This window comes from Cellulomonas sp. APG4, from assembly GCF_009996735.1.
Classification (GTDB): Bacteria; Actinomycetota; Actinomycetes; order Actinomycetales; family Cellulomonadaceae; genus Actinotalea.
In genome coordinates this window covers 17,202-41,849 of the sequence record NZ_JAACYI010000011.1, presented here as the reverse complement: position 1 = coordinate 41,849, position 24,648 = coordinate 17,202, and the positions used below count along the sequence as shown (strand labels likewise).

The window sequence follows — 24,648 nt, the reverse complement described above, 5'->3', positions numbered from 1 at the left end:
GGGAGTCGGCGCGCAGGTGGCCGGAGCGCGCCTTCCCTGGTCCTGGGGCATTGACCACACCCCCGTCCGTATGCTCCACTTACACCGGTGTAAAGCACGAAGACCCCCCTTGTCGACGACGGCCCCAGCCCGCGTCGGTCGAGCGGGTGAATCGATTCATCAGGTGGGATGGGCGACAGCCGCAACGACGCGGCAGGGAGGACAGCACATGCGATCCGAACGAGGGACGGCCACCCGCGGCCGACGCACCCGCAGCACCCTGGGCGCCGGAGCTCTGGCGGCGGCCCTGCTGCTGACCGCGGCGTGCGGCGGCGGCGACGCCGAGGCCGACGAGCCCGCGGGCGACGGCGGAGGCGACGAGGAGGTCACCATCCGGTTCGCCTGGTGGGGCAACGAGGACCGCGCCGCCATCACGAACGCCGCCGTCGACGCCTTCATGGCCGAGAACCCGAACATCACGGTCGAGACCGAGTTCGCGGACTTCGAGGCGTACTTCGACCGCATCTCGACCTCGGTCGCGGCCGGCGACGAGCCCGACGTCATCACCATGGGCGGCGCCTACCCGCGCGAGTACGGGGCGCGCGGCGCGCTGCTCGACCTGAGCACGGTCTCCGAGCACCTCGACCTGTCGAAGCTCGACGAGGGCGCGCTCTCCAACGGTTACTTCGACGACACGCAGTACGGCGTGCCGACCGGCGTCAACACCTACGGCCTCATCTACAACCCCGAGCTGTTCGAGCAGGCCGGCGTCGAGGTGCCCGACGACGACAGCTGGGACTGGCCCGACTTCGTCGAGGTGGCGAACGAGCTCAGCGCGAACCTCCCCGAGGGCAGCTACGCGCTCAACGACCCGACGGTCGCCGAGACGCTCGACCTCTACACGAACCAGATGACCGGCCAGGGCCTCTACACGGCGGACGGCGAGCTCAACCTCGACGCCGAGGTCGCGACCGACTGGTGGGAGATGACGACGGGGCTCATGGAGAGCGGGGCGACGCCGCCCGCGAGCCTCACGGTCGAGCTGACCGCGCAGGGCGCGCCCGAGCAGTTGCTGCTGGGCCAGGGCAAGGCCGCGATGCACTTCGGCTGGTCCAACATGCTCACCGCCTTTAGCGAGCCCGCGGGCGTCGAGCTCGGCATGCTGCGCCCGCCGGGGGAGACCAACCACGAGGGCCCGGCCATGTGGCTCCAGGCCTCGCAGCTGTACACGATCAGCGCGGACACCGAGCACCCGGAGGCCGCGGCGAAGCTCGTCGACTTCCTCGTCTCGGCCGAGGCCGCGGCCGACCACATCGGTGCCGACCGCGGCATCCCCGCGAACTCCGACATCCGTGAGTACCTCATCGGCAAGGGCCTGGACCCCGTGCGCGAGGCCGAGTACGCGTTCATCGACCGGATCGGCCCGCTCGTCGACGGCGACTTCGTGGTGGGCCCCACGGGCTCCACGGAGACGCCGGACATCCTCAAGCGGCTCAACGAGTCCGTGCTGTTCGGCCAGCTCACACCCGAGGACGCGGCCGAGCAGCTGGTCGTCGAGGTCACGACGGCGATCTCCTGACGCGCCGGCCCGCGTGGTGCCCGACGGCGCCGCGCGGGCCGTCGCACAGGAGTGCGACGGACATCCGTGGGGAGGTGGGGCAGGATGCAGGTGGACCGTGAGGCCGTGGTCCGGCGGCACCGCGTCGCGGTGAGCTCGCTCGACCCCACGGCGTTCCTCTCGGTCGGCAACGGGGAGCTCTGCGCGACCGTCGACGCGACGGGCCTGCAGACCTTCCCGGAGCAGTACCGGGTGGCGGATCCGGCCGGTGGTGCGGCCGGGACGTCGCTCAGCACGCAGTCGCAGTGGGGTTGGCACACCGTGCCGCGCCCCGAGGGTGCGGACCTGGACGCCTGCCGGCGCCCGTACCGCACGTCGCGGGGTGAGGTGCGCTACGTCGACGCCGCGCGCCAGGACGGGTCGGACGACTCCGCACTCGACGAGGCGCACCGCTGGCTGCGTGCGAACCCTCACCGGCTCGACCTGGTGCGGGCCGGGCTGGTGACCCGGGCCGCGGCCGGTCGCGGTGAGGGCCCCGACGGCGGGGGTGCACGTGGCGGCTCCGGGCCCCTGCGGGCACCCTCGCCGTCCGAGCTGCGGGCGGTGGACCAGGTGCTCGACCCCTGGACGGGCATCGTCGAGAGCCGCTTCGAGCTCGCGGGTCGCGCCCTTGCGGTCACGACGGCGTGCCACCCGCAGCTCGACGCGATCGCGGTGCGCATCGAGGCGCGCGACGGCCTCCCGCTCGCCACCGCCACCGCGACGGCCCCGACGCCCGCCGTCGGTGCCTCGGCGGACGGTGACTCCGAGGCGGGGCTCGGTGCCCGCGACGGCGCACCGCGTGCCCAGGACGACGTCGTCGTGCGTCTCGCCTTCCCCTACGGGTCGCAGGCCTGGGGCAACGCGGCCGACTGGTCGTCCCCCGAGCGGCACGAGACCCGCCTCGAGGCGGTGCCCGACGGCGCCGTCGTGCACCGCGTGCTCGACGGTGCGCCCACACCCACCTACGTGGTCGGCCTGCGCACCGACGCGCGTGTCGAGCGCACGGGTGCCCACGAGGTCGCCGTCGTGCCGACCGGGACGCGCCTGGACCTGGTGCTCGCGTTCTCGCCCGGGCCCGACGGCGACGTCGCCCCCCGCGACGTGCGCACCGACCCGCTCGCGCCGCCGTCGGTCGACGACGTGCTCGCGGCGAGCCGCGCGCACTGGCCCGCGTTCTGGCGCAGCGGCGCCGCGCTCGACCTCTCGGGCTCGAGCGACCCGCGCGCGCCCGAGCTCGAGCGCCGGGCCGTGCTGTCGCAGTACCTCACCGCGATCCAGTGCGCGGGCTCGCTGCCGCCGCAGGAGACCGGGCTCACGTGCAACAGCTGGCGCGGCCGGTTCCACCTCGAGATGCACTGGTGGCACGCCGCGCACTTCGCGCTGTGGGGGCGGCCGGAGCTGCTCGAGCGCAGCATGGGCTGGTACCACCGCGTGCTCCCGCTCGCGCAGCAGACGGCGCGGCTGCAGGGCTACGACGGCGCGCGCTGGCCCAAGCAGGTGGGGCCCGACGGGCGCGAGAGCCCGAGCGACATCGGCCCGTTCCTGCTGTGGCAGCAGCCGCACGTGATCCACCTCGCCGAGCTGCTCCGGCGCGCGGGCCTCGACGTCGCGCACCACGCCCCGCTGGTCGAGCAGACGGCGCGGTTCATGGCCGACGTGGTCGAGCCGCGGGCCGACGGGCGCTACGGGCTCGGTCCGCCGCTGATCCCGGCGCAGGAGTCCTACGTCGAGATCCGCGACCGCGTGGTGGACCCACCGTTCGAGCTCGCGGCCTGGGCGTGGGCCCTCGACGTCGCGCAGCAGTGGCGCGAGCGGGCGGGCCTGCCGCGTGAGCCGCGCTGGGACGAGGTGCGCGCCGGTCTCGTCCCGCCGACCGTGCGCGACGGGCGCTACGCCGCGGTCGGCGTCGAGCCGTGGACCCTGCGGCACGACCACCCGTCGATGGTCTACGGCCTCGGCGTGATCCCCGAGACGGGGCTGCTCGACCGCGAGGTGGTGCGCGCGACGCTGCACGACGTGCTCGCCGACTGGGACTGGCCGAGCACGTGGGGCTGGGACTACCCGGCCCTCGCGATGACCGCGGCCCGGCTGGGCGAGCCGGCCACCGCCGTCGACGCGCTGCTGCTGCCCGTCGCCAAGAACACGCACCTGCCCAACGGCCACAACCACCAGACCGATGAGCTCCCCGTCTACCTGCCCGGCAACGGCGGGCTGCTCGCGGCCCTCGCGCTCATGGTGGGCGGATGGGACGGCACGCCCGCGACCGACGGCGCCCCGCCAGGCCTTCCCGACGACGGCACCTGGGTGGCCAGGCACGAGGGGTTCGTCCGGGCGCCGTGACCGCGCTGCACCGCCCGCGACGCGACCGTCGCCGTCCCGCCCCACCGTCCGCACCACGTCGAACCGCACGTCCGACGCGCCGCCCGGCGCGCGCACCACACCACGAGGAGCACCATGACTGAGCAGGCCACCGACCGACGACGGCGCTACGGGGTCGTCGGCACCGGAGCACGGTCGCAGATGTACGTCGAGGCGCTGCTGACCGACCACGCCGAGGTGGGTGAGCTCGCCGCGTGGTGCGAGCCCAACCCGGCGCGCGCCGACCACTACGACGCGCTCGTGCGCGGGCACGGCGGCACCCCGCCCGCGCGGTACACCCCGGACCAGCTCGAGCGCATGGTCGACGAGCAGCAGCTCGACGCCGTCGTCGTCACGAGCCCCGACTGGACCCATGCCGAGATGACGTCGCGCGCGCTGCACGCCGGGGTCGACGTCGTGCTCGAGAAGCCGCTCACCACGGACGCCGAGGGCTGCCGCACGATCACCCGGGCGGCCCAGGAGACCGGGCGCTCGGTGGTGCTGACGTTCAACTACCGCTACTCGCCGCGCAACAGCGCCCTCAAGGAGGTCATCGCCTCGGGCCGGATCGGCGAGGTCACGGCCGTCCACTTCGAGTGGGTGCTCGACACGATGCACGGCGCCGACTACTTCCGCCGCTGGCACCGCGAGAAGGAGCACTCGGCAGGGCTCGCGGTGCACAAGGCGACCCACCACTTCGACCTCATGAACTGGTGGCTCGCGGACACGCCGTCGTGGGTGTTCGCGACGGGTGGCCTGAACTTCTACGGCGACGCGAACGCGCGGGCGCGCGGCCTGGGCGAGCGCCCGGGGCGCGGCACCGTGGACCCGCCGTCGACGGACCCGTTCGCGCTCGACCTGCGCACCGACCCCAAGCTCAAGGGCCTGTACTGGGACGCCGAGCAGCACGACGGCTACCTGCGCGACCGCGACGTCTTCGCGCCCGGCATCACGATCGAGGACACCCTCGCGGCGATGGTCGGCTACGAGCGCGGGGCCGTGATGACGTACTCGCTCAACGCGCACAGCCCGTGGGAGGGCTACCGGGTGAGCGTCAACGGCACCGAGGGCCGCGCCGAGCTCGAGGTCGTCGAGCGCGCCGCGGTGCTCCCGGGGCCGGACGGTCGCCTGGTGCTCGACGCGAGCTCGGTGGTCGACGACACCGCGGACGACGACGTGCGCCGGCGCGGCGAGCGGCTCACGGTGCAGCGGCACTGGGAGAAGGCCGAGCTGGTGTCGATCGTGAACTCCGACGGGGGTCACGGCGGCGGTGACGCGCTGCTGCTGCACGACGTGTTCCGCGGCACAGCCCCCGACCCGCTCGGCAAGCGCGCCGGCTACCGCGACGGGCTGGCCTCGGTGGCCGTGGGTCTCGCCCTCAACGAGTCCATGCGCGCCCGCGAGCGCGTCGACGTCGCCTCGCTCGACCTCCCCCTCTGACGGCCCGCCACCTCACGCCGCGTCAGGGCGCGAGGTCGAGGATCGAGATGACGTTCACGCCGTCAGGTCGCTGGTAGGACGCGCCCGTTGCTGTGACCACGGCGAGAGCGGCCGGGCGTGTGCGCATGTGCGTGGCGATCCGGAGCAGGCCTTCTGCGGCACCGTCGACGATCTCGGGGCGCGCCCCGAGCTTGACCTCGATGCCGATCCACTGGTCGTCGCGGACCACGACCGCGTCGATCTCCGCGCCGGATGCGTCCTGGTAGGCGTGAACCGACCCGCCGAACGCTCGGGCGTACACCGACAGGTCGCGGAACGCCAGGCTCTCGAAGTGCTGCCCGAACGCCTCCGGGTCTGCGAGCAGCGCCTTGGGCGAAGCTCCCACGGCAGCGACCGCGAGGGACGGGTCGACCAGGTGGCGCTTCGGGGCCTTGCGGACCTGCGCGGCGGACCGCATGTGCTGACCCCACGCCGGCTGCTCGACGGCGATCCACAACCGGCACAGCGCGCCCAGGTACGACGCGAGGGTCTTCGGTGCGAGCGTCTCTCCACGACCGTTGACGTCCGCCTGCAGGGTCTTGTCGGTCACGTAGGTGCCGTTCGAGCGCGCGAGGGCGTACAGGAGCGCGGTGACCTTGCGAGGGTCACGGCGCACTCCGTCGACCGTGATGATGTCCGCGGCGGCGATGGTCGTGAGGTAGTCACGGTTCGCGTTCATCGCGTCCCCGAGCTCACGGTGCAGGTTCCCCGGCCACCCACCACGGCACAGGAGCTCGGCGATCGTCATCAGGTCCGCCTCGGATGCGAACGAGGAGGGCTTGGCGCCGTCGAACAAGCCTGCGAGGGACACGGCGCCGGTGCCGTGCCCCGCCTCGTGCAAGGTCATCGGGGACATCTGCACCCGTGCGATCCGCCCGGCACCCGTGTGGCGGGTGACGTCGTCCGCAGGGGTCGCCGAGCCCGTCAGGATGAACTGGCCGTCCTGCTGGCGCTCGTCGACCTGGTACCGCACGGCGTTCCAGACGCCTGGGACGAGCTGCCACTCATCGATCAGGCGGGGGGTCTCGCCGTCGAGCAGGAGGTTCGGATCCGCCTCGCCCACGGCTCGTACCTGCGGGGACGCGTCCAGCCGCACGGAGGACACGGCCTGCTGGCGGGCGGTGGACGTCTTCCCGCACGCCTTCGGGCCCTCGAGGAGGACGGCGCCCGCGGAGCGGAGCCCGCGCGCGAGCTGGGCGTCGACGAGACGGGGGCGGTACTCAGGCATCGCGTGGCCTCCGTGGCCGATATTAGTGGCACTTGACTACCAATAATATTCGCCACGGCGCGCGCCGCGGGTGGAGTGCCGCTGCTCGGCCTCTCCGCGACCCGGGCCCCTCGGCGGGTCAGCCCTTGAGGCCCGAGTGCGCGAGGCCCTGGACGAACTGGCGCTGAGCCACGAGGAACACGGCCAGCACCGGAAGCACGGTGAGCGTGGTCGCGGCGAGCTGGACGTTCCACATGGGCCCGCCGTACGCGTCGACGTACTGGGTCAGCGCCTGCGGCAGCGTGAAGTTCTCGCGGCTCGACAGGTACACGATGGGCTCGAGGTACAGGTTCCACGACTTGAGGAACGTGAAGATCGCGACGGCGGCCACGGCCGGGCGCGCGAGCGGGAACGCGATGCGCCAGAAGATGCCCCAGCGGCCCAGCCCGTCCATGCGTCCGGCCTCCTCGAGCTCGCGCGGCAGGCCGAGGAAGAACTGCCGCATGATGAACGTCGCGAGCACGCTGGGCGCCCCGAAGATCGGCACCACGACCAGCGGCCAGTGCGTGTCGATCAGCCCGAGCTGGTTGACCATGCGGAACAGCGGCACGATCGTCACCTCGGCCGGAACCAGCAGCCCCACGAGCACGAGCACGAACAGCGCGTTGGCCCCGGGGAACCGGACCCGCGCGAACGCGTAGCCCGCCATGGACGCCACCAGGATCGTGCCGAGGGTCACGAGCACGGCGATGTAGAGGCTGTTCCAGTACTGCTGCGCGAACGGCTGGAGCCGGAACACGTCGGCGTACGCCTGCCACGAGACGGCCTCGGGCAGCACCGTGGGCGGGATCCGCAGGATCTCGCTCATCGGCTTGAGGCTCGAGCTCGCCATCCACCAGGTGGGGAAGACGAACGGGACCGCGAGCACCGCGAGCAGCGCGACCAGCAGGCCGCGCACCAGCCGCCGACGACGGCGTGTGGTGCCCGGCCGGGTGCGTGCGGGCCGCACGGGGCGTACGTCGTCGTCGGCCGGGGACTCGGGCGTCGGTGCGACGACGGGGGCAGGGTGCACGTCAGACCTCATCGAAGACCCACCTCTTCCGCGTCTGCCACTGGATCAGGGTGAGCACCAGCACGATCACGAACAGCAGCACCGAGATCGCGCTCGCGTAGCCGAAGTCGTTGAACCGGAACGCCTGCTGGTACAGGTAGTAGACGAGCACCGTGGTCGAGTTCCCGGGCCCGCCGCCGGTGAGCACCGCGATCTGGGCGAACACCTCGAGCGAGCCCACGATCGTGAGGATCGAGACCAGCAGGATCGTGGGGCTGATCAGCGGCAGCGTGATCGCGCGGAACCTGCGCCACGCCCCGGCGCCGTCGATCCGGGCAGCCTCCTGGACCTCCTCGGGCACGCTCTGCAGCGCCGCGAGGAACAGGATCATGTTCAGACCCACGTTCTTGAACACCTGGACCACGATCACGGCGAGCATCGCGGTGCCCTCGCCGCGCAGCCAGTTGGGGCCGTCGACGCCGAGCCCCGCGAGGAACCCGTTGATGCCGCCGTCGTCCTGGAGCAGGAAGCTCCAGACGATCGTCCACGCGACCAGCGAGACCACGACCGGCGAGAAGAAGAACGTGCGGAACGTCGTCGTGCCCGGCAGCTTCTGGTTGAGCAGCACCGCGAGCAGCAGCGCGAGCGAGACGTTGAGCACCACGAGCCCGAGCGAGAAGTACAGGCTCGCGAGCAGCGACTCCCTCAGCCCCGGGTCGGCCAGCATGCGGTCGTAGTTGTCCGCCCCGGCGAACACGAAGCTGCCCGAGAGCACGTTCCACTCGTGCAGCGAGTACCGGACGACCGTGACGAGCGGGGCGATGACGAAGGCCAGCGCACCCAGCACCTGGGGCGTGACCATGGCCACGCCCACCCAGCGGTCGCGCCGGTCCACGGAGCCGCGGCGGCGCGTGGTGCGCCGCAGCGGCTCCGCGGTGGTGGCGAGCGGGGTCGACATCAGTCCGCGAGCACCGGCTCGATCGCGGCGCACACGTCGGCGAGCACGGCCTCGACGTCGGCATCCGCGGTCCACAGCGCGTCGAGCTCGGCGCGCACGGCCTCCTGCAGGCGTGCGAAGCTCGGGTGCGCAGGCTTGGTCACGGCGTCCTGGATGCCCTCGACCACCACGGCCTGCAGCTGCTCCTCGCTCAGCAGCGGGTTGGCTGCACCCAGCACCTCGGCGGTGAGCAGCTGCTCGCGCGGCGGCGGGAAGTAGGTCGCGAGCTTCTCGGCGTTCTCGGGGTTGGTGAAGAACGCGAGGAAGTCTGCGGCGACGTCGGGGTGCTCACCCTGCGCGAAGACCCCGATGCCCGCCTGGCCGATCACGTTCTGCCGGCCCTCGGGACCCGCGGGGAGCGGGACCACGTCCCACGCGAAGCTCTCGTCGAGTGCGGAGGCCCGCGAGATCTGCGTGATCGTCATGGCCGCGTCACCGGCGAAGAAGTCGGCGGTGGTGCCCGGGCCCGGCAGCGCGCCGTCGTCGAACGTCGCGTCGTGGATCCACGTCATCGCGTCGACCATCGCCGGGTCGGTGAAGGTGCACTGGGTGCCGTCCTCGCTCCACGGCGCGGCGCCCCAGCCCTCCCAGACGGTCGAGAGGTTCTCCCAGACCTTGTACTCGAAGTCGCGCACCACCAGGCCCTGCTTGCCCGACGACGCCGCGGTGGCGGCCGCGATGTCGCGTGCCGCGTCGTAGGTCCAGTCGCCCGAGGCGACGAGATCGGCGGGTGAGGGCTGCCCGGCCGCCGCGATCTGGTCGGTGTTGACGAACATCGCGAACGGGCTGTTGGAGAACGGGTAGGCGTACAGGCCGTCGCCGTCCTCCCAGAGGGCGAGCGAGCTGTCGAGCAGGTCGTCCACCTCGTACCCCTCGGTCGCCTCGAGGGCCGGGCGCACGTCGACCAGGGCGCCGCTGCGGACGAACTCGGGCGCGTAGCTCTCGAGGATCCACGCGAGGTCGGGCGGGTTGCCGCCCGCGAGCCGCGTGGTGAGCGAGGTCGTGTAGTCCTCGAAGGGGATCGCCTCGAACTCGACGTCAGAGACGAGGTCCGGGTTCTCGGCCACGTAGGCGTCGGCGATCTCGTCGAACAGCGCGAGCTGGGACTCGTCGGCCGTCCAGACCGTCATGGTGAGCGTGACGGGCTCGGCCGGGGTTCCGGGCTCGCCGGCGACCTGCTGCTCGTCGGCCGCGCAGGCGGTCAGGCCCAGGGCGGTCGCGGCCGCGAGGCCCGCGGCGAACCCGCGGCGGCGGTGGTGGTGGGGGGTCATCAGTGCTCCTTCGGACTGAGTGGGACGGGCCGTGCTGAGCGGGGCGAACGGTCGGTGCGGATCGGGTCGGGGTCGGTGCGGGTCGGGTGAGTCCGGGTCGGATCAGTAGGGGTGGGCCCCGGCGGGCCAGTGCAGCTCGACGCCGGTGGCGACGAGCTCGTCCTGCAGGTCCCCGAGCAGGTCGGGCTTGGCGTGGACGTCGCGCGGCAGGGCGCCGCGCTCGAGGCAGTAGGCCGCGAGGTGGCCCGCGACCTCGCCCACGTTCCACTCGACGGGGTGCAGGCGGTAGCAGCCGTTGGTGATGTGCGTGGTGCCGATGTTCTTGTTGGCCGCGAGCAGGTTGACGGTGCGCTGCGGCACGAGCGCACCGAGCGGGATCTCGAACGGGGTCGACGGCACGTCGATGTACGTGTCGCCGCCGGTCGAGGGGTGCAGGTCGATCCGGTACATGCCGATGCCCACGCTGTCCTCGTAGCGCGTCGCCCCGTGCTCGCCGCGCACGGCGTACGACACGTCGTTCTCGGTGACCGTGGTCAGGGCCCGGATGCGACGCGACTCGCGGTGGTACGCGGCCTGGGCGAGCCCGTCGTCGGTGCCCATGACGTCGGGCCGCAGCCGCAGGCCCGGGAACCCCGTGCCGCCGTCGGCCCGGGGCGCCTCGGTCTGCATCCAGTGCAGCATCGACAGGCTGAGCTGACGCGCGTCCTCGATCCGGGCAAGCTCGACCTCACGCGGCACGTCGAGCACCGGTGCGAGGAAGTAGTCGATGCTCGGCCAGTTCACCAGGCACAGGTCGCTCGGGAACCAGCCGGGCGCGTGCAGGTCGCGCGCGAGGATCCGTCGGAACGTCCACAGGTTGCCGTCGCCCGGGTCGCGCGACTGGTCCGCGTCGACCGCGAGGGCGTCGTCCCCCGGGTTGGGCGTGAACGAGCGCACGTCCATGGCGAGCGTCCGCGGGTTCGGTGCGTGCCACGACAGCATCGGGCGGCCGTTCCAGGGCCCCGGTGTGAACGAGCGCCAGAAGTCGTAGCGCTCGGGCCGGTCGATGGTGTGGTCGCCGTCCACGTGCTCGAGCACGAAGCACACGCTGAGCGCCTGGACGTTGTCGGGCTGCGCTGCGTCGGGTGCGCTCGGCTCGCCCGTCTCGGCGGCGGACTCGAAGCCCGTGACGTACTCGGTGCCGGTGAGCGGGAGCAGCTCGCCCGTCTCGGTCGCGTCGATGACGAACGGGGCCGTCACGGTGGTGCGCGTGCCATCGAGCACGTGCTCGAGGACGACGGCGCGCACCACGTCGCCATCGGTCTCGGCCGCGACGGGCCGCATGCGCTCGAGGAGCGTCACGCGACCGGCGGCGCGCGCCGGCGCGAGCATCTCCTCGAGCACGCCGAGCGCGACCCGCGGCTCGTGGCAGAGCTTGGACACCCAGCCGGCGCCCGGGTTGAGGTCGGGGCGGGTCCGGGCGGCGGCCGTGAGCGGGTACCGGCGGCGGTAGACGTCGCGGATCCCCTCGCGCAGCGCGCGGTAGCGGGCCGTGGCGCCGAAGCGCTCGATCCAGGGGTGCTCGTCGGGTGGCACGGCCTGCGAGGTCAGCTGGCCGCCGATCCACGGGAACTCCTCGGTGAGGACGACGCGCGCGCCGCGCTCGGCCGCCGCGATCGCCGCGGCGATGCCGCCGAGGCCGGCGCCGACGACGAGCACGTCGGTGGTCAGGTCGGTGGTGCTGGGCACGGTGCGGGTCCTGTCTCTGGGTGGATGGCGGGCGGGCGTCGGGTGGGACGCGGGTCAGGGAGCGGTGGCGAGCTCGGTGGGATCGGCGGGTCCCTGGCCGCCGGGCGCAGGGGCCCCGGGCGGGGGAGCCGCGGTCGCGCCCTCCACCTCGGGGCACTCGAGGAGCTGGTGGAGCTCGGTCTCGGGGACGTCGTCGTTGGCGACCAGCCGCGAGAGCATGAGCAGCGCACGGGCGCCCATCTCCTCGCGCGGGATCGCGAAGCCGGACCACTCCTGCGGTCGGCGCAGGCGCCGGTGCGGCTGCCCGAGCAGCAGCACGGACACGTCGCGCGGCACGCGCACGTCGCGGGCGAGCAGCGCGTCCGAGAGCTCCTCGGCGTCGCGCTCGGGGGCGACGACGAGCGCCGTCAGGCCCTGGTCGACGACGGCGGCCGCCGTCGCGGCCGGGTCCTCCTCGGTCACCAGGCGCGCCGAGAGACCGGCCTGCTGCACGGTCGCGCGGTAGCCCTCGAGGCGGTCGAGCGTCGGCTGGTCCGTGCCGAGCTCACCCACGTAGCCGATGCGGCGGTGGCCCAGGGCGACGAGCCGCTCGACCGCGCGTCGCGTGGCGGTGACGTAGTCGGCGCCCACGTAGGGCAGCCGCCCGCCCTCGCTCGCGCGCTTGCCGATGAACGCGAACGGGTAGTTGGTGTCCAGCAGGTGCTGGAGCTCGCTGCGGTCCTCGTGCTGGCCGAGCAGCAGGCAGCCGTCGGCGATCCCGAGGCGCTGCCAGCCGTCGCGCGTGAGCCGCCGGCGGCCCTCGACCACACGCGCGCTCGTGAACAGCAAGATGTCGATGCCCAGCTGCTCGGCAGCGTGCTCGATGCCCACCAGGAACGGGCCGTAGAAGTCGCGGCCGCCACCCGGGAACGTCGCCTCGTAGGTGAAGACACCGATGATCTGGTTCCGGCCGCCGGCGAGGCGCTGCGCCACGGGGTTGGCCGAGTAGCCGGTGATGCGGATCGCGTCCCGCACGCGCTGGCGGGTGTCCGCGGAGATGTGCACGCCCTCAGGCACGCGGTCGTTGAGGACGAACGAGACGGTGGCCTGGCTGACGCCGGCCATCGCGGCCACGTCTGCCTGGGTGATGCGGCGCCTGGGCACTGTCCCTCCTCCGTCCGTCGTCGTCGACGTGACCGCGAGTCTGCCGAGGGGCCGAGCACCGCAACAAGGGGATTATGCGCATTATTATCGACGCCCACGGCAAGGGCCCCCGGCCGTCAGGTGACGGCCGGGGGCCCTTGGTGCTGCGTCGAGGTGCAGGTCAGGCGCAGGCGCCCGCGTCCTGCCAGGGGCCCCACGGCGAGGCCCCGGGCTCCTGGTCGCGGGTCCACCACGCCGCCTCCCAACGACGGCCGTCGTGCACCACCACGTCGCCCGCGACGTGCACCGCGCTCGCGGTCCACGCCGTGCCGCACGCCGTCGTCGTGCCGGCCTCGGCCCACGGGCCGTAGGCGCTCGCGCCGGGCTCCTGGCCGCGGGTCCACCACAAGGCGGTCCAGGTGCTCGCCCCGTGCGTCACCTGGTCACCCTGCGTGTAGGTCGCACCGGCGTCCCACGCGGGCACGGCCGGCGCGGCGCACGCCTCGGCCTCCGCGGCCGACGGCGTCCAGCGGAACCAGTCGAACGTCGCCGTGATCTCGGGCGCCGACGTCGCGCCGCGCAGGGCGGAGACGCCGATCCCGGTGGGGGCGAGCTCCGCGAGCGGCACGGGCCTGCCGATGGTCGCGAACTCCTGCCCGTCGACCGAGGCGGCGGCCCGCACGTCGGTGCCGTCGCTCGTGAGCCGCAGCCACACGGTGGTGCCGGTGCCCGCGGGCACGGGAGGCGTGTCGATCGACGCGTTGCGCTCGGATCCCGCCTGACGCCAGATGTACGAGAAGCGCAGTCCGTTGGAGCCGTACCCGTAGTCGACCTTGGCGTAGGTGTCACCCGAGGTGTGCAGGATCAGCCCGGCCTGCTGGTAGCGGGCGGTGGGTTCGAGGTCGACCTGGGTGGTGACCTCCCACGCGCCGTCGGGCACGGCCTGCACGGGGAAGGGCGCCCCGGCCACGCCGGTCCCGTAGGTCGGGATGCGGAGGGCGCCGTCCGCGACGGTGTGCCGCGCGCCAGCAGGGTTCACCACGGTCCACAGCGCGGGGTCGAGGGCATCGCCGTCGAGCTCGTCGGACCCGGCGCCGCTGCACTGCTCGCGCAGGGGATCGGGATCGGGCGGGGTGGGCTCGACGCGCGTCGCGTAGGCGATCGTGGCGCCCAGGCGGTCGCCCGACTCGTAGAAGAGGTAGGTCTCCTCGCCGTCCGAGACGACCTCGGGTGCGGCGACCCGGCCGACGTCGTCACCCACGCCCGACGAGCGGTGCAGCACGCGCTGCGGGCCTGTCTCGGTGAGCGTCGGGTCGATCTCGCGGGCGTAGGAGACGCCCGACGAGCCGTGGTAGACGACGAAGTTCTGCCCCTCCCAGGTCAGCAGGTTGCCGCCCGAGACGTTGCGACCGGTCTCCGAGTCCGGCACCACGACGGGGTCGGGTCGCACGTCCCACGCCTTGCCGTCGACCGACTCCGCGACCTTGATGCGGCGGATGTCGTCCGTCCTGTTCTGCATGTAGAACATGCCCCAGCGGTACGGCGAGTCCGGGTCGGGGTGCGCGAAGACGCGCGCGTACGAGGTCTCGGTGGTGCCCGCACCGCCGTCGGCGTTGGTGACCGCGACGCCCGAGTCGTCGAAGGTCACGCCGTCGGCCGAGCTCGCCCAGCGCGTGGTCGAGTTCTCGCCGTGGAAGTACAGGAGCACCTGGCCGGTGACCTCGTCCCACACCGCGTCGGGCGACGAGACGTGCGAGACGCGCGTGTAGTGCGGCGGCCACTCGTTGCTGATCAGCGGGTTGGCGGCGTACTCGGTCCACGGGCCGTCGAGGGTGTCCGCGTACATGAGCGAGATGCCGCCCGGTGAGTCGTGGGGGGCGTAGTAGAGGTACCACTCGCCGAGCGGGTCGCTCAGGTGCGCGCCCGCGTGGAAGATGCTCGGGAAGATGAACTCGTCGGTCGGGTTGTAGATCATCTCGTCCTTGTCGATGACCTGTCCCGCGAACGCGAACTCGGGGAGCTCGGGCTCGTCGGCCGTGGCCGCCGCCGGGGCGGCTCGTGCCGGGGTCGGTGGTGCGGCCGCGGCGGGCACGGCGAGGGGGACGGCGAGGAGCGCCGCGAGGGCGGCGCCCAGGCCGAGGGTGCGTCGTCGTCGGTGTCGAGGGATCACGGTGACCTCCGTCGGGAGCCGTCCGGCACGTCGTCGTGCCGGACGCCGGCCGGGCCGGCTCAGGCAGTCTTCTGAGCCGCGAGCGCGCAGGTCAAAGGGATGATGCGCATTATTACCGGCCTGCTCGGGGGCCGCGTCAGGGGCCCAGCAGCGCGGTCACCACGAGCAGCACCGGCAGGGCTGCGAGCGTCGTCACGAGGCCTGCGTCGCGCGCGACCGCCCCGCCGCGGCCGTAGTGCAGCGCGTAGACGAGCACGTTCTGGGCCGTGGGCAGCGCGGCCATCGTGACCACCGCGAGCAGCGCACGGCCCTCGAGGCCCAGGGCCGTGCCGATGGCCCACGCGAGCGCGGGATGCACCACGGCGCGCAGCACCACGGCGAGCAGCAGCTCGCGCGTGAACCGCGTGCCGCCGTCCTCGCCGCGGGTCCGCGCCCGCGCGAGCGACATGCCGAACGCGATGAGGGCGAGGGGCGCGGCCGTGCCGCCCACGAGGTGCAGCAGGTCGGCCACCGGGACGGGCAGGTCCCACGGGAGCGCGGCGAGAGCGAGGCCCGTGAGCGCCGCGACGATGATCGGGTTGCGCAGCGTGCGGCTCGCGACCGCGACCACGCGCTCGCCCGTGGTGCGGTCGGTGCGTTCGCTCACGGCCGCGTCGAGCACCGTGAACGCGACCGGCGCGAGCACGAGCAGCTGGAAGAGCAGCACGGGCACGACGGCGACCGCCGAGCCGAGCAGGTAGACGGCGATCGGGATGCCGAGGTGGCCCGCGTTGAGGTACGAGGCCGCGAGGGTGCCGACGGTCGCCTCGGCTGCCGGGCGGCGCCACAGCCCCCGCAGCACGACGGCGGCCGTGAGCGCCACGACGGCCGTGCTCGCCGCGGTCACGAGGGCACCGCGCGAGAGGACCAGGCCGAGGTCGGCCTCGGCGATGGTGACGGCGAGCAGCGCGGGGGCCGCGACCACGAACACGATCCGCGCGAGCACCGACTCCGAGCCGGGGCCCAGCACCTGGAGCCGCGCGAGCACCCAGCCGAGCGCGGCCACGGCGGCGAGGGTGCCGAGGGCCGTGAGGACCGCGGTCATGCGCGGCGGCGGGGACGCGGGTGCACGGGCCGATCCTCCCAGGCGCCCGCGCGAGCCGCCGTCGGGCACGCCGCGGAGCGGGAAAGCGCTTGCCCGGACCGGCGGGCGCGTGGAAGGATCGCCCGAGGCAACCGAGGAGGCAGGCCATGCGCGTCGCGCTCGTCACGGGCGGCAACCGGGGGATCGGGCTCGGCATCAGCCGGCGGCTGGTCGAGGAGGGGTTCGCGGTCTCGATCCTCGCGACGCGCGAGGAGCCGGTCGAGGTGCTCGAGGAGCTGCGCGAGGTCGCGGGCGACCCGTCGCGGGTCCGCTACGTGCGCGGGAGCGTCGCCGAGCCCGCCGACCACGAGCGCTACGTGACCGACGCGGTCGACGCGTGGGGCCGCCTCGACCTGCTCGTCAACAACGCGGGCGTCGCGCCGAGCGTGCGGGCGGACCTGCTCGAGGCCACCACCGAGAGCTTCGACCGCGTGCTCGGCATCAACCTGCGCGGCCCGTACTTCCTCACCCAGGAGTTCGCGCGTCGCGTGATCGACCTGCGCGGCCCGCTCGAGGCCCTGCCCGAGCCGCCGTCGGGCCCGGTCGCGACCGTGGTCAACGTGTCCTCGATCTCCGCGACCACCGTCTCGACCAACCGCGGCGACTACTGCGTCTCCAAGGCCGGCGTCGCGATGGCCACGCAGCTGTGGGCCGCGCGCCTCGCGCCCGAGGGCATCGTCGTCCACGAGGTCCGGCCCGGCGTCATCGCGACGGACATGACCGCGGGCGTCACCGAGAAGTACGACGCCCTGCTCGCGGGCGGGCTCGCGCCGATCGCGCGCTGGGGCCGCCCGGCCGACGTCGGCGCCGCCGTCGTCATGCTCGCCACGAGCGCGACCCCCTACTCGACGGGCGAGGTCTTCCACGTCGACGGCGGCATGCACATCCCCACCCTCTGACCCCGCCGCCGGCCGGGGCGAGCGCAGGACGAAGGAGACAGATGACTCACGAGCCCGAGGTGCTGCGGATCGCGGGCCGCGAGGTGCCCGTCGTCACGGCCACGACCGTCGTCGTCGGCACCGGCTCGGCGGGGTTCTGCGCGGCCGACAGGCTCTGGGAGCTCGGGCACGACGACGTCGTCATGGTCGCCGACAAGGTGCACGCGGGCGCGAGCCGCAACGCGGGCTCGGACAAGCAGACGTACTACAAGCTCACGCTCTCGGGCGGCGACGGCGACTCGGTGCGCGAGATGGCGCAGACGCTCTACGCCGGCGGGGCCATGGACGGCGACAACGCGCTGGCCGAGGCCGCGCTCTCGGCCCGGGCCTTCCTGCACCTGTGCGACCTGGGCGTGCCGTTCCCGCAGAACCGCTACGGCGAGTTCATCGGCTACAAGACCGACCACGACCCGCGCCGCCGCGCCACGTCCGTCGGTCCCTACACGAGCCGGTCCATGGTCGAGCAGCTCGAGAAGAAGGTGGGCCGCAACGGCACGCGCGTCTTCGACGAGTGCCGGGTGGTCGACGTGATCACGCGTCCTCGTCGCGACCTCCCCGCCGACGACGGCGTGCCCCCGGTGACAGGGGACGAGGCACGTGCGACCGAGGTCGCGGGGCTGCTCGTGCTGCGCACCGACGTGCCGCACGACGGCGTCGAGTCGCCGTTCCTGCTGTTCCGCTGCACCAACCTGGTCTACGCGACCGGCGGGCCCGCGGGCATCTACGCGACGCGCGTGTTCCCGAACGGCCAGTGGGGCGCCTCGGGGGCGGCGTACCGCGCGGGCGTGCACGGCAAGAACCTCACCGAGTGGCAGTTCGGGCTCGCGTCGATCAAGCCGCGGTGGAACGTCTCGGGCACGTACATGCAGGTGATCCCGCGGTTCGTGTCGACCGACGGGGACGGCGGCGACGAGCGCGAGTTCCTCACCGAGGCGATCCCGGACCCTGGCCGCCTCATGTCGCTCGTCTTCCTCAAGGGCTACCAGTGGCCGTTCGACATCCGGAAGGCGCTCGACGGCTCGTCGCTGGTGGACCTGCTGGTCTACCGCGAGACGGTGCTGCGCGGACGGCGGGTGTTCGTCGACTTCCGCCGCAACCCGGTGCAGGAGCGTTTCGACCCGAGCCTGCTGAGCCCCGAGGCGCACGACTACCTCGAGCGCGCGGACGTCCTCTTCGGGACGCCGATCGAGCGCCTGCGGCGCATGAACGAGCCCGCGTACCAGTTCTACCTGGACAAGAACCCGTACGTGGACCTCGAGCGGGAGATGCTCGAGGTCGACGTGTGCGCGCAGCACAACAACGGCGGGCTGCTCGTCGACACGTGGTGGCAGTCGAACGTCGCGGGCTTCTTCCCGGTGGGCGAGGCCGGTGGCGCGCACGGTGTGTACCGGCCGGGCGGGGCGGCGCTCAACAGCGGGCAGGTGGGCGCCACGCGTGCGGCGCAGCTCATCGCGGCCCGGCGGGGTCACGCCCCGGTGCCCGTCGAGGAGTTCACCGCGGCGGCCGGCCCCGTGCTGACGGGTGCGCTCGACCTCGTGGCCGCGGCGACCGGACGCGCGTCGTCGGGCGTGCCCGACAACACGGGCGACCTGCTGCGCGACGTCGGCGTGCTGATGAGCGCCAAGGCCGGCCCGGTGCGCTCCGCGGCGTCGATCCACGAGGCGCTGGTCCAGGTGCACGCGTGGCTCGCGGAGTACGAGGCGACGATCTCGGCCGACGGCGGCTCGCGGCGCGCGGTCAACCGGACCTTCCTGGTGCGCGACATCCTCACGACGGCCTACGTGTACCTGTCGGCGATGGCCGACTACGTGGCGCACGGCGGGCGCTCGCGCGGCTCGGTGCTCTACACCGACCCCGACGGCGGGCTGCCGCGGGTCGGGTACGGCGAGCACACCGAGCGCGAGCTCGACCTGCCCGAGCTGTTCCGGTTCACCCTCGACCGCGGCGCGCTCGACGACGAGGTGCAGGAGGCCGCGTGGCTGGCACCGGGGGCCGACGGGCCGCCGGCCGGTTGGGCGGAGGTCGAGCCGCGCGACGCCGACGACCCGGCCGGGCGGCCCGTGTTCCGCTGGCGCCCCCGCCGGCCGATCCCCGAGGACGACGACTTCTTCGAGAACGTCTGGCGCGAGTTCCGCGCCCACGGCAACACCCACTGACGTCTCGGGCCGGCAGGCTGCGCAGGACGTCGTCGGACGAGGAGGACGCATGGGGATGGTCGAGGTGCCGCTGGTGGGCGGGCCGGTCGAGATCCGGGGTGCGGTCGAGGTCGAGGTGACCGACGACGGCGTCGTCCCGCACCGGCTGCCCGCGGCGGCCCGCGCGCAGGCGCCCGACGACTTCCTGCGCATGACGGCGCTCCAGTCCGCCGGAATGCGGCTCGCGTTCCGCACGGATGCGCGCCGGCTCGAGCTCGACGTCCGCACCCTCCGCACGGTCTCCGCGAACCGGCCGCCCACCGGCCTCGACGGGCCGATGCCGCCCGCCCAGCCGTACGACGTCGTCGTCGACGGCCTGCTGCACCTGCAGGGCACCGCACCCGAGGCCGGCGCCTACCGCCTCGACTTCCGGACGCGGTGCGCCGTCGTCGACTCAGCCCCGGTGAGCACCGTGGTGCTCGACGGCCTGCCGGGACGCGACGCCGAGGTCGAGGTCTGGCTCCCGTACGCGGAGATCGTGCGCCTGGTCGCGCTCCGGGCCGACGGCATGGTGCGCGCGCCGTCGGGCACGCAGGGCGCGGCGCGCTGGGTGCACCACGGCAGCTCGATCAGCCACGGCGGCAACGCCGACTCGCCCACCGGCACGTGGCCCGTGGTCGCGGCGCGTCAGGCGGGGCTCGACCTGGTGAACCTCGGGTACTCGGGCAACGCGGTGCTCGACCCGTTCGTGGCCCGGGCCATCCGTGACCTCCCGGCGGACCTCATCTCCCTCAAGCTCGGCATCAACGTGGTCAACCACGACTGCCTGCGGCGGCGCACCTTCGGGCCCGCCGTCGAGGGTTTCCTCGACACGATCCGCGAGGGCCACCCGACCACGCCCGTGGTTCTCGTCTCGCCGATCCTGTGCCCGATGGTCGAGGACCGCCCCGGGCCCACCGAGATCGACCCGGAGACTGCCGACTCCGCGCAGCCGGTGTTCCGCACCCTCGGCACGCCCGAGGAGCTTGAGCGCGACAAGCTGAGCCTCGGCGTGGTGCGCGAGGTGCTCGCCGCCGTCGTCGAGCGGCGCCGCGCCGCGGGCGACGCCCACCTGACCTACCTCGATGGCCGCGAGCTCTACGGCGAGGCGGACTGGACGGCGCTGCCGATGCCCGACCTGCTGCACCCCGAGGCCCGTGGGCAGCGACTCATGGGCGAGCGGTTCGCCGCTGCGCTCCCGCGACTGGTCGTCAGGACCAGTTGAACGTGAGCAGCACGGTGCTGGTGGTGGGCTCGAAGAAGAGCAGGATCGAGCCGGCGCCGGTGCGCCGGTAGTGGTAGCCGGGGACCGCGGCCACGAGCTCGAAGCGCTCGCCGTCGGGGCCGATCGGCCAGGCCGCGCCGTCGTCGCCCGCGTCCTCGTCGATCTCGACGGGGAAGTCCACGGCCTCGACCCAGTTCTCGCGCGCCGACGCGGTGCCGCCCAGCTGCTCGATCACCGGGAGGTCCTGGTGCGTGTGCGGCTCGCGCAGCGGCACCATGCAGAGCGTCCCGTGCTCGGTGTGGTGGGCCTTCGCCTGCGCGAACGACTCGCGCTCGGCCGCGTAGTGCTCCTCGAGCTCGGTCCAGGCCTCGTGCAGGCGGCGCGCCTGGTGGAACTCGCGCACCGCCTCGCGCGGAGGCGGGTTCTGCATGTCGGGGAACGCCTGCACGCGCGGGTCGGCGGCGAGGCGAGCGTGGCGGAAGTACTCGGGTGCGGCGAGGAAGCGGTAGCGGTCGCCCTCGACGGCGAAGCCGAGCCAGTTCTCGCGCACGAGGTCCGTCCAGTGCTCGTCGGCGTCCTCGCCCACGTGGCCGTCGACCGGCTCGACCGGGCTGAGCACGTGCACGCGGCCGGTCCACTCGGGGTTCACGAGCGCCAGGTCGATCGTGACGAGCGGGTCGAGATAGCGGGCGAGACCCGCCTGGTCGGGCACGAAGACGTCGTCGGGCGACGGGAAGAGGGTGAGCCCCTCGACGGCTCCGCGGATGTCGGTGCGCACGTGCTCCCCCTGCTGGTCGTGGCTGCCGCCGCGAACGTAGCGGCGCGGGCGCGGCGCGCCCAGGGGTGATCCGAGGGGCGGACGACGGCGCCGCGCGGTGTCCGGGCGCGTGGGTACCGTGGGCCCATGGTGCTGATCGGTGCGCACGTCCGTGACGACGACCCGGTGGCCGCGGCGGCCGCGGTGGGCGCCGAGGCGGTGCAGATCTTCCTCGCGAACCCGCAGGGCTGGAAGAAGCCCGTCCCTCGCGAGGACGCGGACGCCGTCGTCGGCTCCGGGCTGGGCGTGTACGCGCACGCGCCGTACCTGGTGAACGTCGCCTCGACCAACAACAAGATCCGCATCCCGAGCCGCAAGATGATCGCCGAGCACGCGTCCGCTGCGGCGGCGCTGGGCGGCAAGGGGCTGATCGTGCACGGCGGCCACGTGGGCGACGGCGACGACATCGCCGTGGGCTTCGACAACTGGCGCAAGACGTTCGAGCGCGCGACCTTCCCGGTGCCCGTGCTGGTCGAGAACACCGCGGGCGGCGAGAACGCGTGCGCGCGCACGCTCGACGGGATCGCGATGCTGTGGGACGTGATCGGTGAGTACGACGTCGGCTTCTGCCTCGACACGTGTCACGCGTGGGCCGCGGGGGAGGACCTCGAGACGATCGTCGAGCGGGTTCGCGCGATCACCGGGCGGATCGACCTGGTGCACGCCAACAGCTCGCGCGACGAGGCAGGGTCGAGCCGCGATCGGCACGCGAGCTTCGCCACGGGCACCATCCCGCCCGAGCTCATCGCGCACGTGGTCCGCGAGGCGGGCTGCGACGCGGTGGTCGAGACCCCGGCCGAGCGTCAGTCGGAGGACATCGCCTTCCTGCGGGCGGCCCTCGCAGGTTGACCTCCCCCGCACGGCGGGGCGGCAGGTCAGGGACGCTCGATCCGGGTGAGGGCGAGCTTCGCGCCCCCCGGAGCGCGGACGACGGCGAGCCAGTGGCCGGGTGCGGCCTCGGTGGGGGCGAGCAGCACCTCGCCGCCGAGCCCGCGTGCGCGCACCAGCGCGTCATCGAGGTCGTCGGTCTCGACGTAGGGGACGACGTCGCCCGCGGCCAGCACCCTGCGGACCGGCGCGAAGCCGTGCACGAGGTCCGGGAAGCCGCCCGTGAGCCTGCCGTCCGTGAACGAGGTGTAGCCGTTCGCCCGCTCGGCGATCTCCCAGCCCAGCAGCTCGCGGAAGAACCTCGACGTGGTTCCGGGGTCCGTCGAGGCGATGTCGAGGTGGCCGATCGGCCGGGGCGACGTGCGCCCTGACGCGCTCGGGGTGCCGCCGGCTGCGAGGAACGGGAGGACGTGGCGGAGGTAGCGGTCGCGGAGCGTCGCGAGGGTCTCGTCGCCCGGGGTGTCCCAGATCTGCCGGTTGAAGATCTCGACCTCGACGTCGCCGGTGTACCCGGCCTGCGCCACCCAGCGGGTGATCGTCGCGACGTCGACGTAGCCGTCGCCCACGTGCCCGCGGGACAGCAGCGGGTCGGCCGCGAGCGGCAGCACCCAGTCGCACACCTGGTAGCCGGCGATCCGCCCCTCCGCGCCCGCGCGCGCGATCTGGCGCTCGAGGTCCGGGTCCCACCACACGTGGTACGTGTCGATGACGACGCCCACCGTCTCGGCCGGGAACGGCGCTGCGAGGTCGAGCGCCTGGCCGAGCGTCGAGATCACCGCGCGGTCGGCCGCGAAGATCGGGTGCAGCGGCTCGAGCACGAGCCGCACGTCGTGCTCGGCCGCGAACGGCGCGAGCTCGCCCAGCCGGTCGGCCACGCGCTGCCGCGTTGCGACGACGTCCCGTGCCGGGTCGCGCAGGCCCTCGGCGCCCGACGGCGCACCCGGGTACGGGAGGGCCGGCCCGCCCGGCGCGCTCGCGGCGGGCAGGCCGCCGACCACGAGCACCAGCTCGCGCGTGCCGAGCGTCGCGGCCTCGACGATCGCGGCCCGGTTGTCCTCGAGCGCGGCCGCGACCCCCGCGGCGTCGTCGGCCGTGAGGAAGCCGCCGCGGCACAGCGACGAGACACGCAGGCCGGCCTCGCGCACGATCCGCGCGGACTCGTCGAGCCCGGCCTCGTGCACGCGGTCGCGCCACAGGCCGATCGCCGGGATGCCGGCGCGCACGGCACCCTCGACCGCCTCGCGCAGCGTCCACGCCTTGGTGGTCGCGGTGTTGAGCGACAGCCGCGCGAGGTCCGACGGCGACGGCGCCGCGGGGTCGGGCGTGCAGGCGGTCACAGCGAGATCTCGGGGACCTCGAGCCGGCGGCCCTCGGCCGAGGAGCGCAGGCCGAGCTCCGCGAGCTGGACCCCGCGCGCGGCCGACAGCAGCCCGTAGCGGTGCTCGCGCCCCGCGACGACGTCGCGCACGTAGTCCTCCCACTGGAGCTTGAAGCCGTTGTCGAGGTCGGCGTTGGCGGGGACCTCGAGCCACTGGTCGCGGAACGACTCGGTGACCGGCAGATCAGGGTTCCACACGGGCTTGGGCGTGTGGGCGCGCTGCTGCGCGACGCACGTGTTGAGCCCTGCGACGGCCGAGCCGTGCGTGCCGTCCACCTGGAACTCGACCAGCTCGTCGCGGTACACCCGCACCGCCCAGGAGGAGTTGATCTGCGCGACCACCGGGTCGCCGTCGGGCGTCTCGATCTCGAAGATCCCGTACGCGGCGTCGTCGGCGGTCGCGCGGTACTCGCGGCCCTGCTCGTCCCACCGCGTCGGGATGTGGGTCGCGACCTGCGCGTTGACGGTGCGGACGGTGCCCAGGACCCCCTCGAGCACGTAGTTCCAGTGGCAGAACATGTCGACGGTGATGCCGCCGCCGTCCTCGGACCGGTAGTTCCACGAGGGGCGCTGGGCGGGCTGCACGTCGCCCTCGAACACCCAGTAGCCGAACTCGCCGCGCAGCGACAGGATCCGGCCGAAGAAGCCCTCGTCGACGAGTCGCCGCAGCTTGACCAGGCCCGGCAGGTAGAGCTTGTCGTGCACCACGCCCGCGGTGATGCCGGCGTCGCGCGCGATGCGGGCGAGCTCGACGGCCTCGGTCAGCGTCTCGGCCGTCGGCTTCTCGGTGTAGACGTGCTTGCCGGCCTTCATCGCGGCCGTGAGCGCGGCGGCGCGTCGCGAGGTGACCTGCGCGTCGAAGTAGACGTCGATCGACGGGTCGGTCAGCACCGACTCCGCGTCCGTGGTCCAGTGCTCGACGCCGTGCCGCTCGGCGATCTCCCGCACCGCGGCCTCGCGACGGCCGACGAGCACTGGCTCGACCTGCACGCGCGTGCCGTCCTCGAGCTCGACGCCGCCCGCGTCGCGGATGGGCAGGATCGAGCGGACGAGGTGCTGGCGGTACCCCATGCGTCCGGTGATGCCGTTCATCGCGATGCGGAGGACCTGGGGCGCCATGCGGACTCCTGAAGTAGTGGGGAA

At 73.4% G+C, this 24,648-nt stretch carries 18 protein-coding genes and 1 pseudogene; 7 read left to right on the top strand and 12 right to left on the bottom strand.

Annotated features, from left to right (window positions below):
* Positions 1-208 precede the first annotated feature (208 nt).
* The 3 genes from GXB85_RS09725 to GXB85_RS09715 all read left to right on the top strand — a co-directional run bounded on the left by GXB85_RS09725 (position 209) and on the right by GXB85_RS09715 (position 5,377).
* Entirely contained in the window at positions 209-1,558 is a 1,350-nt protein-coding gene (locus GXB85_RS09725; protein ID WP_161917455.1) for an ABC transporter substrate-binding protein, read from the top strand.
* Positions 1,559-1,642: 84 nt separating this feature from the next.
* Positions 1,643-3,919: a hypothetical protein gene (locus GXB85_RS09720; protein WP_161917454.1), complete on the top strand. Its 2,277-nt coding sequence runs from the start codon at positions 1,643-1,645 to the stop codon at positions 3,917-3,919.
* 114 nt (positions 3,920-4,033) lie between these two features.
* The gene (locus GXB85_RS09715) at positions 4,034-5,377 is read left to right on the top strand and encodes a Gfo/Idh/MocA family protein (protein WP_161917453.1); all 1,344 of its coding nucleotides are present in this window, start codon (positions 4,034-4,036) and stop codon (positions 5,375-5,377) included.
* Positions 5,378-5,399: 22 nt separating this feature from the next.
* On the opposite strand, the gene GXB85_RS09710 is transcribed toward GXB85_RS09715, so the two are convergent.
* The 8 genes from GXB85_RS09710 to GXB85_RS09675 form a co-directional block, all read right to left on the bottom strand.
* Positions 5,400-6,644, bottom strand: coding sequence for an ATP-binding protein (locus GXB85_RS09710; RefSeq protein ID WP_161917452.1), 1,245 nt, complete (start codon positions 6,642-6,644; stop codon positions 5,400-5,402).
* Positions 6,645-6,762: 118 nt separating this feature from the next.
* Positions 6,763-7,707 (bottom strand): carbohydrate ABC transporter permease, encoded by a 945-nt coding sequence (locus GXB85_RS09705; protein ID WP_161917451.1) that lies wholly within the window; start codon positions 7,705-7,707, stop codon positions 6,763-6,765.
* Positions 7,697-8,632, bottom strand: a complete 936-nt coding sequence (locus GXB85_RS09700) for a carbohydrate ABC transporter permease (RefSeq protein WP_161917450.1) — start codon at positions 8,630-8,632, stop codon at positions 7,697-7,699. The genes GXB85_RS09705 and GXB85_RS09700 overlap by 11 nt, the downstream gene beginning before the upstream one ends.
* The gene (locus GXB85_RS09695; protein WP_161917449.1) at positions 8,632-9,942 is read right to left on the bottom strand and encodes a sugar ABC transporter substrate-binding protein; all 1,311 of its coding nucleotides are present in this window, start codon (positions 9,940-9,942) and stop codon (positions 8,632-8,634) included. The genes GXB85_RS09700 and GXB85_RS09695 overlap by 1 nt, the downstream gene beginning before the upstream one ends.
* 102 nt (positions 9,943-10,044) lie before the next feature.
* On the bottom strand, positions 10,045-11,670 hold the full coding sequence (locus GXB85_RS09690) for an FAD-dependent oxidoreductase (RefSeq protein ID WP_370524130.1): 1,626 nt from the start codon (positions 11,668-11,670) through the stop codon (positions 10,045-10,047).
* A 54-nt stretch (positions 11,671-11,724) separates the two neighbouring features.
* Positions 11,725-12,813 carry a LacI family DNA-binding transcriptional regulator gene (locus GXB85_RS09685; RefSeq protein ID WP_161917448.1) on the bottom strand — a complete coding sequence of 363 codons (1,089 nt, stop codon included), beginning with the start codon at positions 12,811-12,813 and terminating at the stop codon, positions 11,725-11,727.
* A gap of 160 nt (positions 12,814-12,973) precedes the next feature.
* On the bottom strand, positions 12,974-14,962 hold the full coding sequence (locus GXB85_RS09680; RefSeq protein WP_161917447.1) for a DUF1349 domain-containing protein: 1,989 nt from the start codon (positions 14,960-14,962) through the stop codon (positions 12,974-12,976).
* A gap of 136 nt (positions 14,963-15,098) precedes the next feature.
* Positions 15,099-16,046, bottom strand: coding sequence for an AEC family transporter (locus GXB85_RS09675; RefSeq protein WP_161917446.1), 948 nt, complete (start codon positions 16,044-16,046; stop codon positions 15,099-15,101).
* Between the two features lie 146 nt (positions 16,047-16,192).
* Between GXB85_RS09675 and GXB85_RS09670 the strand changes: the two genes are divergently transcribed.
* The 3 genes from GXB85_RS09670 to GXB85_RS09660 are packed head-to-tail and all read left to right on the top strand — an operon-like array spanning position 16,193 to position 20,422.
* Complete coding sequence (locus GXB85_RS09670; RefSeq protein ID WP_161917445.1) at positions 16,193-16,984, top strand: 3-ketoacyl-ACP reductase; 792 nt, start codon at positions 16,193-16,195, stop codon at positions 16,982-16,984.
* A gap of 41 nt (positions 16,985-17,025) precedes the next feature.
* Complete coding sequence (locus tag GXB85_RS09665) at positions 17,026-19,179, top strand: FAD-binding protein (RefSeq protein WP_161917444.1); 2,154 nt, start codon at positions 17,026-17,028, stop codon at positions 19,177-19,179.
* A gap of 49 nt (positions 19,180-19,228) precedes the next feature.
* Positions 19,229-20,422, top strand: a complete 1,194-nt coding sequence (locus tag GXB85_RS09660) for a GDSL-type esterase/lipase family protein (RefSeq protein WP_161917443.1) — start codon at positions 19,229-19,231, stop codon at positions 20,420-20,422.
* On the opposite strand, the gene GXB85_RS09655 is transcribed toward GXB85_RS09660, so the two are convergent.
* Positions 20,409-21,200, bottom strand: a complete 792-nt coding sequence (locus GXB85_RS09655) for a hypothetical protein (RefSeq protein ID WP_161917442.1) — start codon at positions 21,198-21,200, stop codon at positions 20,409-20,411. The two genes, GXB85_RS09660 and GXB85_RS09655, sit on opposite strands and share 14 nt — an antisense overlap.
* A 126-nt stretch (positions 21,201-21,326) precedes the next feature.
* Between GXB85_RS09655 and GXB85_RS09650 the strand changes: the two genes are divergently transcribed.
* The gene (locus GXB85_RS09650; protein ID WP_202627793.1) at positions 21,327-22,088 is read left to right on the top strand and encodes a deoxyribonuclease IV; all 762 of its coding nucleotides are present in this window, start codon (positions 21,327-21,329) and stop codon (positions 22,086-22,088) included.
* A 26-nt stretch (positions 22,089-22,114) separates the two neighbouring features.
* Here the strand turns inward: GXB85_RS09650 and GXB85_RS18210 are convergent, their stop codons facing one another.
* The 3 genes and pseudogenes from GXB85_RS18210 to GXB85_RS09640 form a co-directional block, all read right to left on the bottom strand.
* Positions 22,115-22,459, bottom strand: coding sequence for a VOC family protein (locus GXB85_RS18210; RefSeq protein ID WP_370524147.1), 345 nt, complete (start codon positions 22,457-22,459; stop codon positions 22,115-22,117).
* Positions 22,460-22,525: 66 nt separating this feature from the next.
* Positions 22,526-23,464 (bottom strand): annotated as a pseudogene (locus GXB85_RS09645) (sugar phosphate isomerase/epimerase family protein); the annotation flags it as partial.
* A complete protein-coding gene (locus GXB85_RS09640; RefSeq protein WP_161917440.1) occupies positions 23,461-24,624 on the bottom strand; it encodes a Gfo/Idh/MocA family protein in 1,164 nt (387 codons plus the stop codon). The gene GXB85_RS09640 and the pseudogene GXB85_RS09645, both read right to left, overlap by 4 nt.
* Positions 24,625-24,648: the final 24 nt, after the last annotated feature.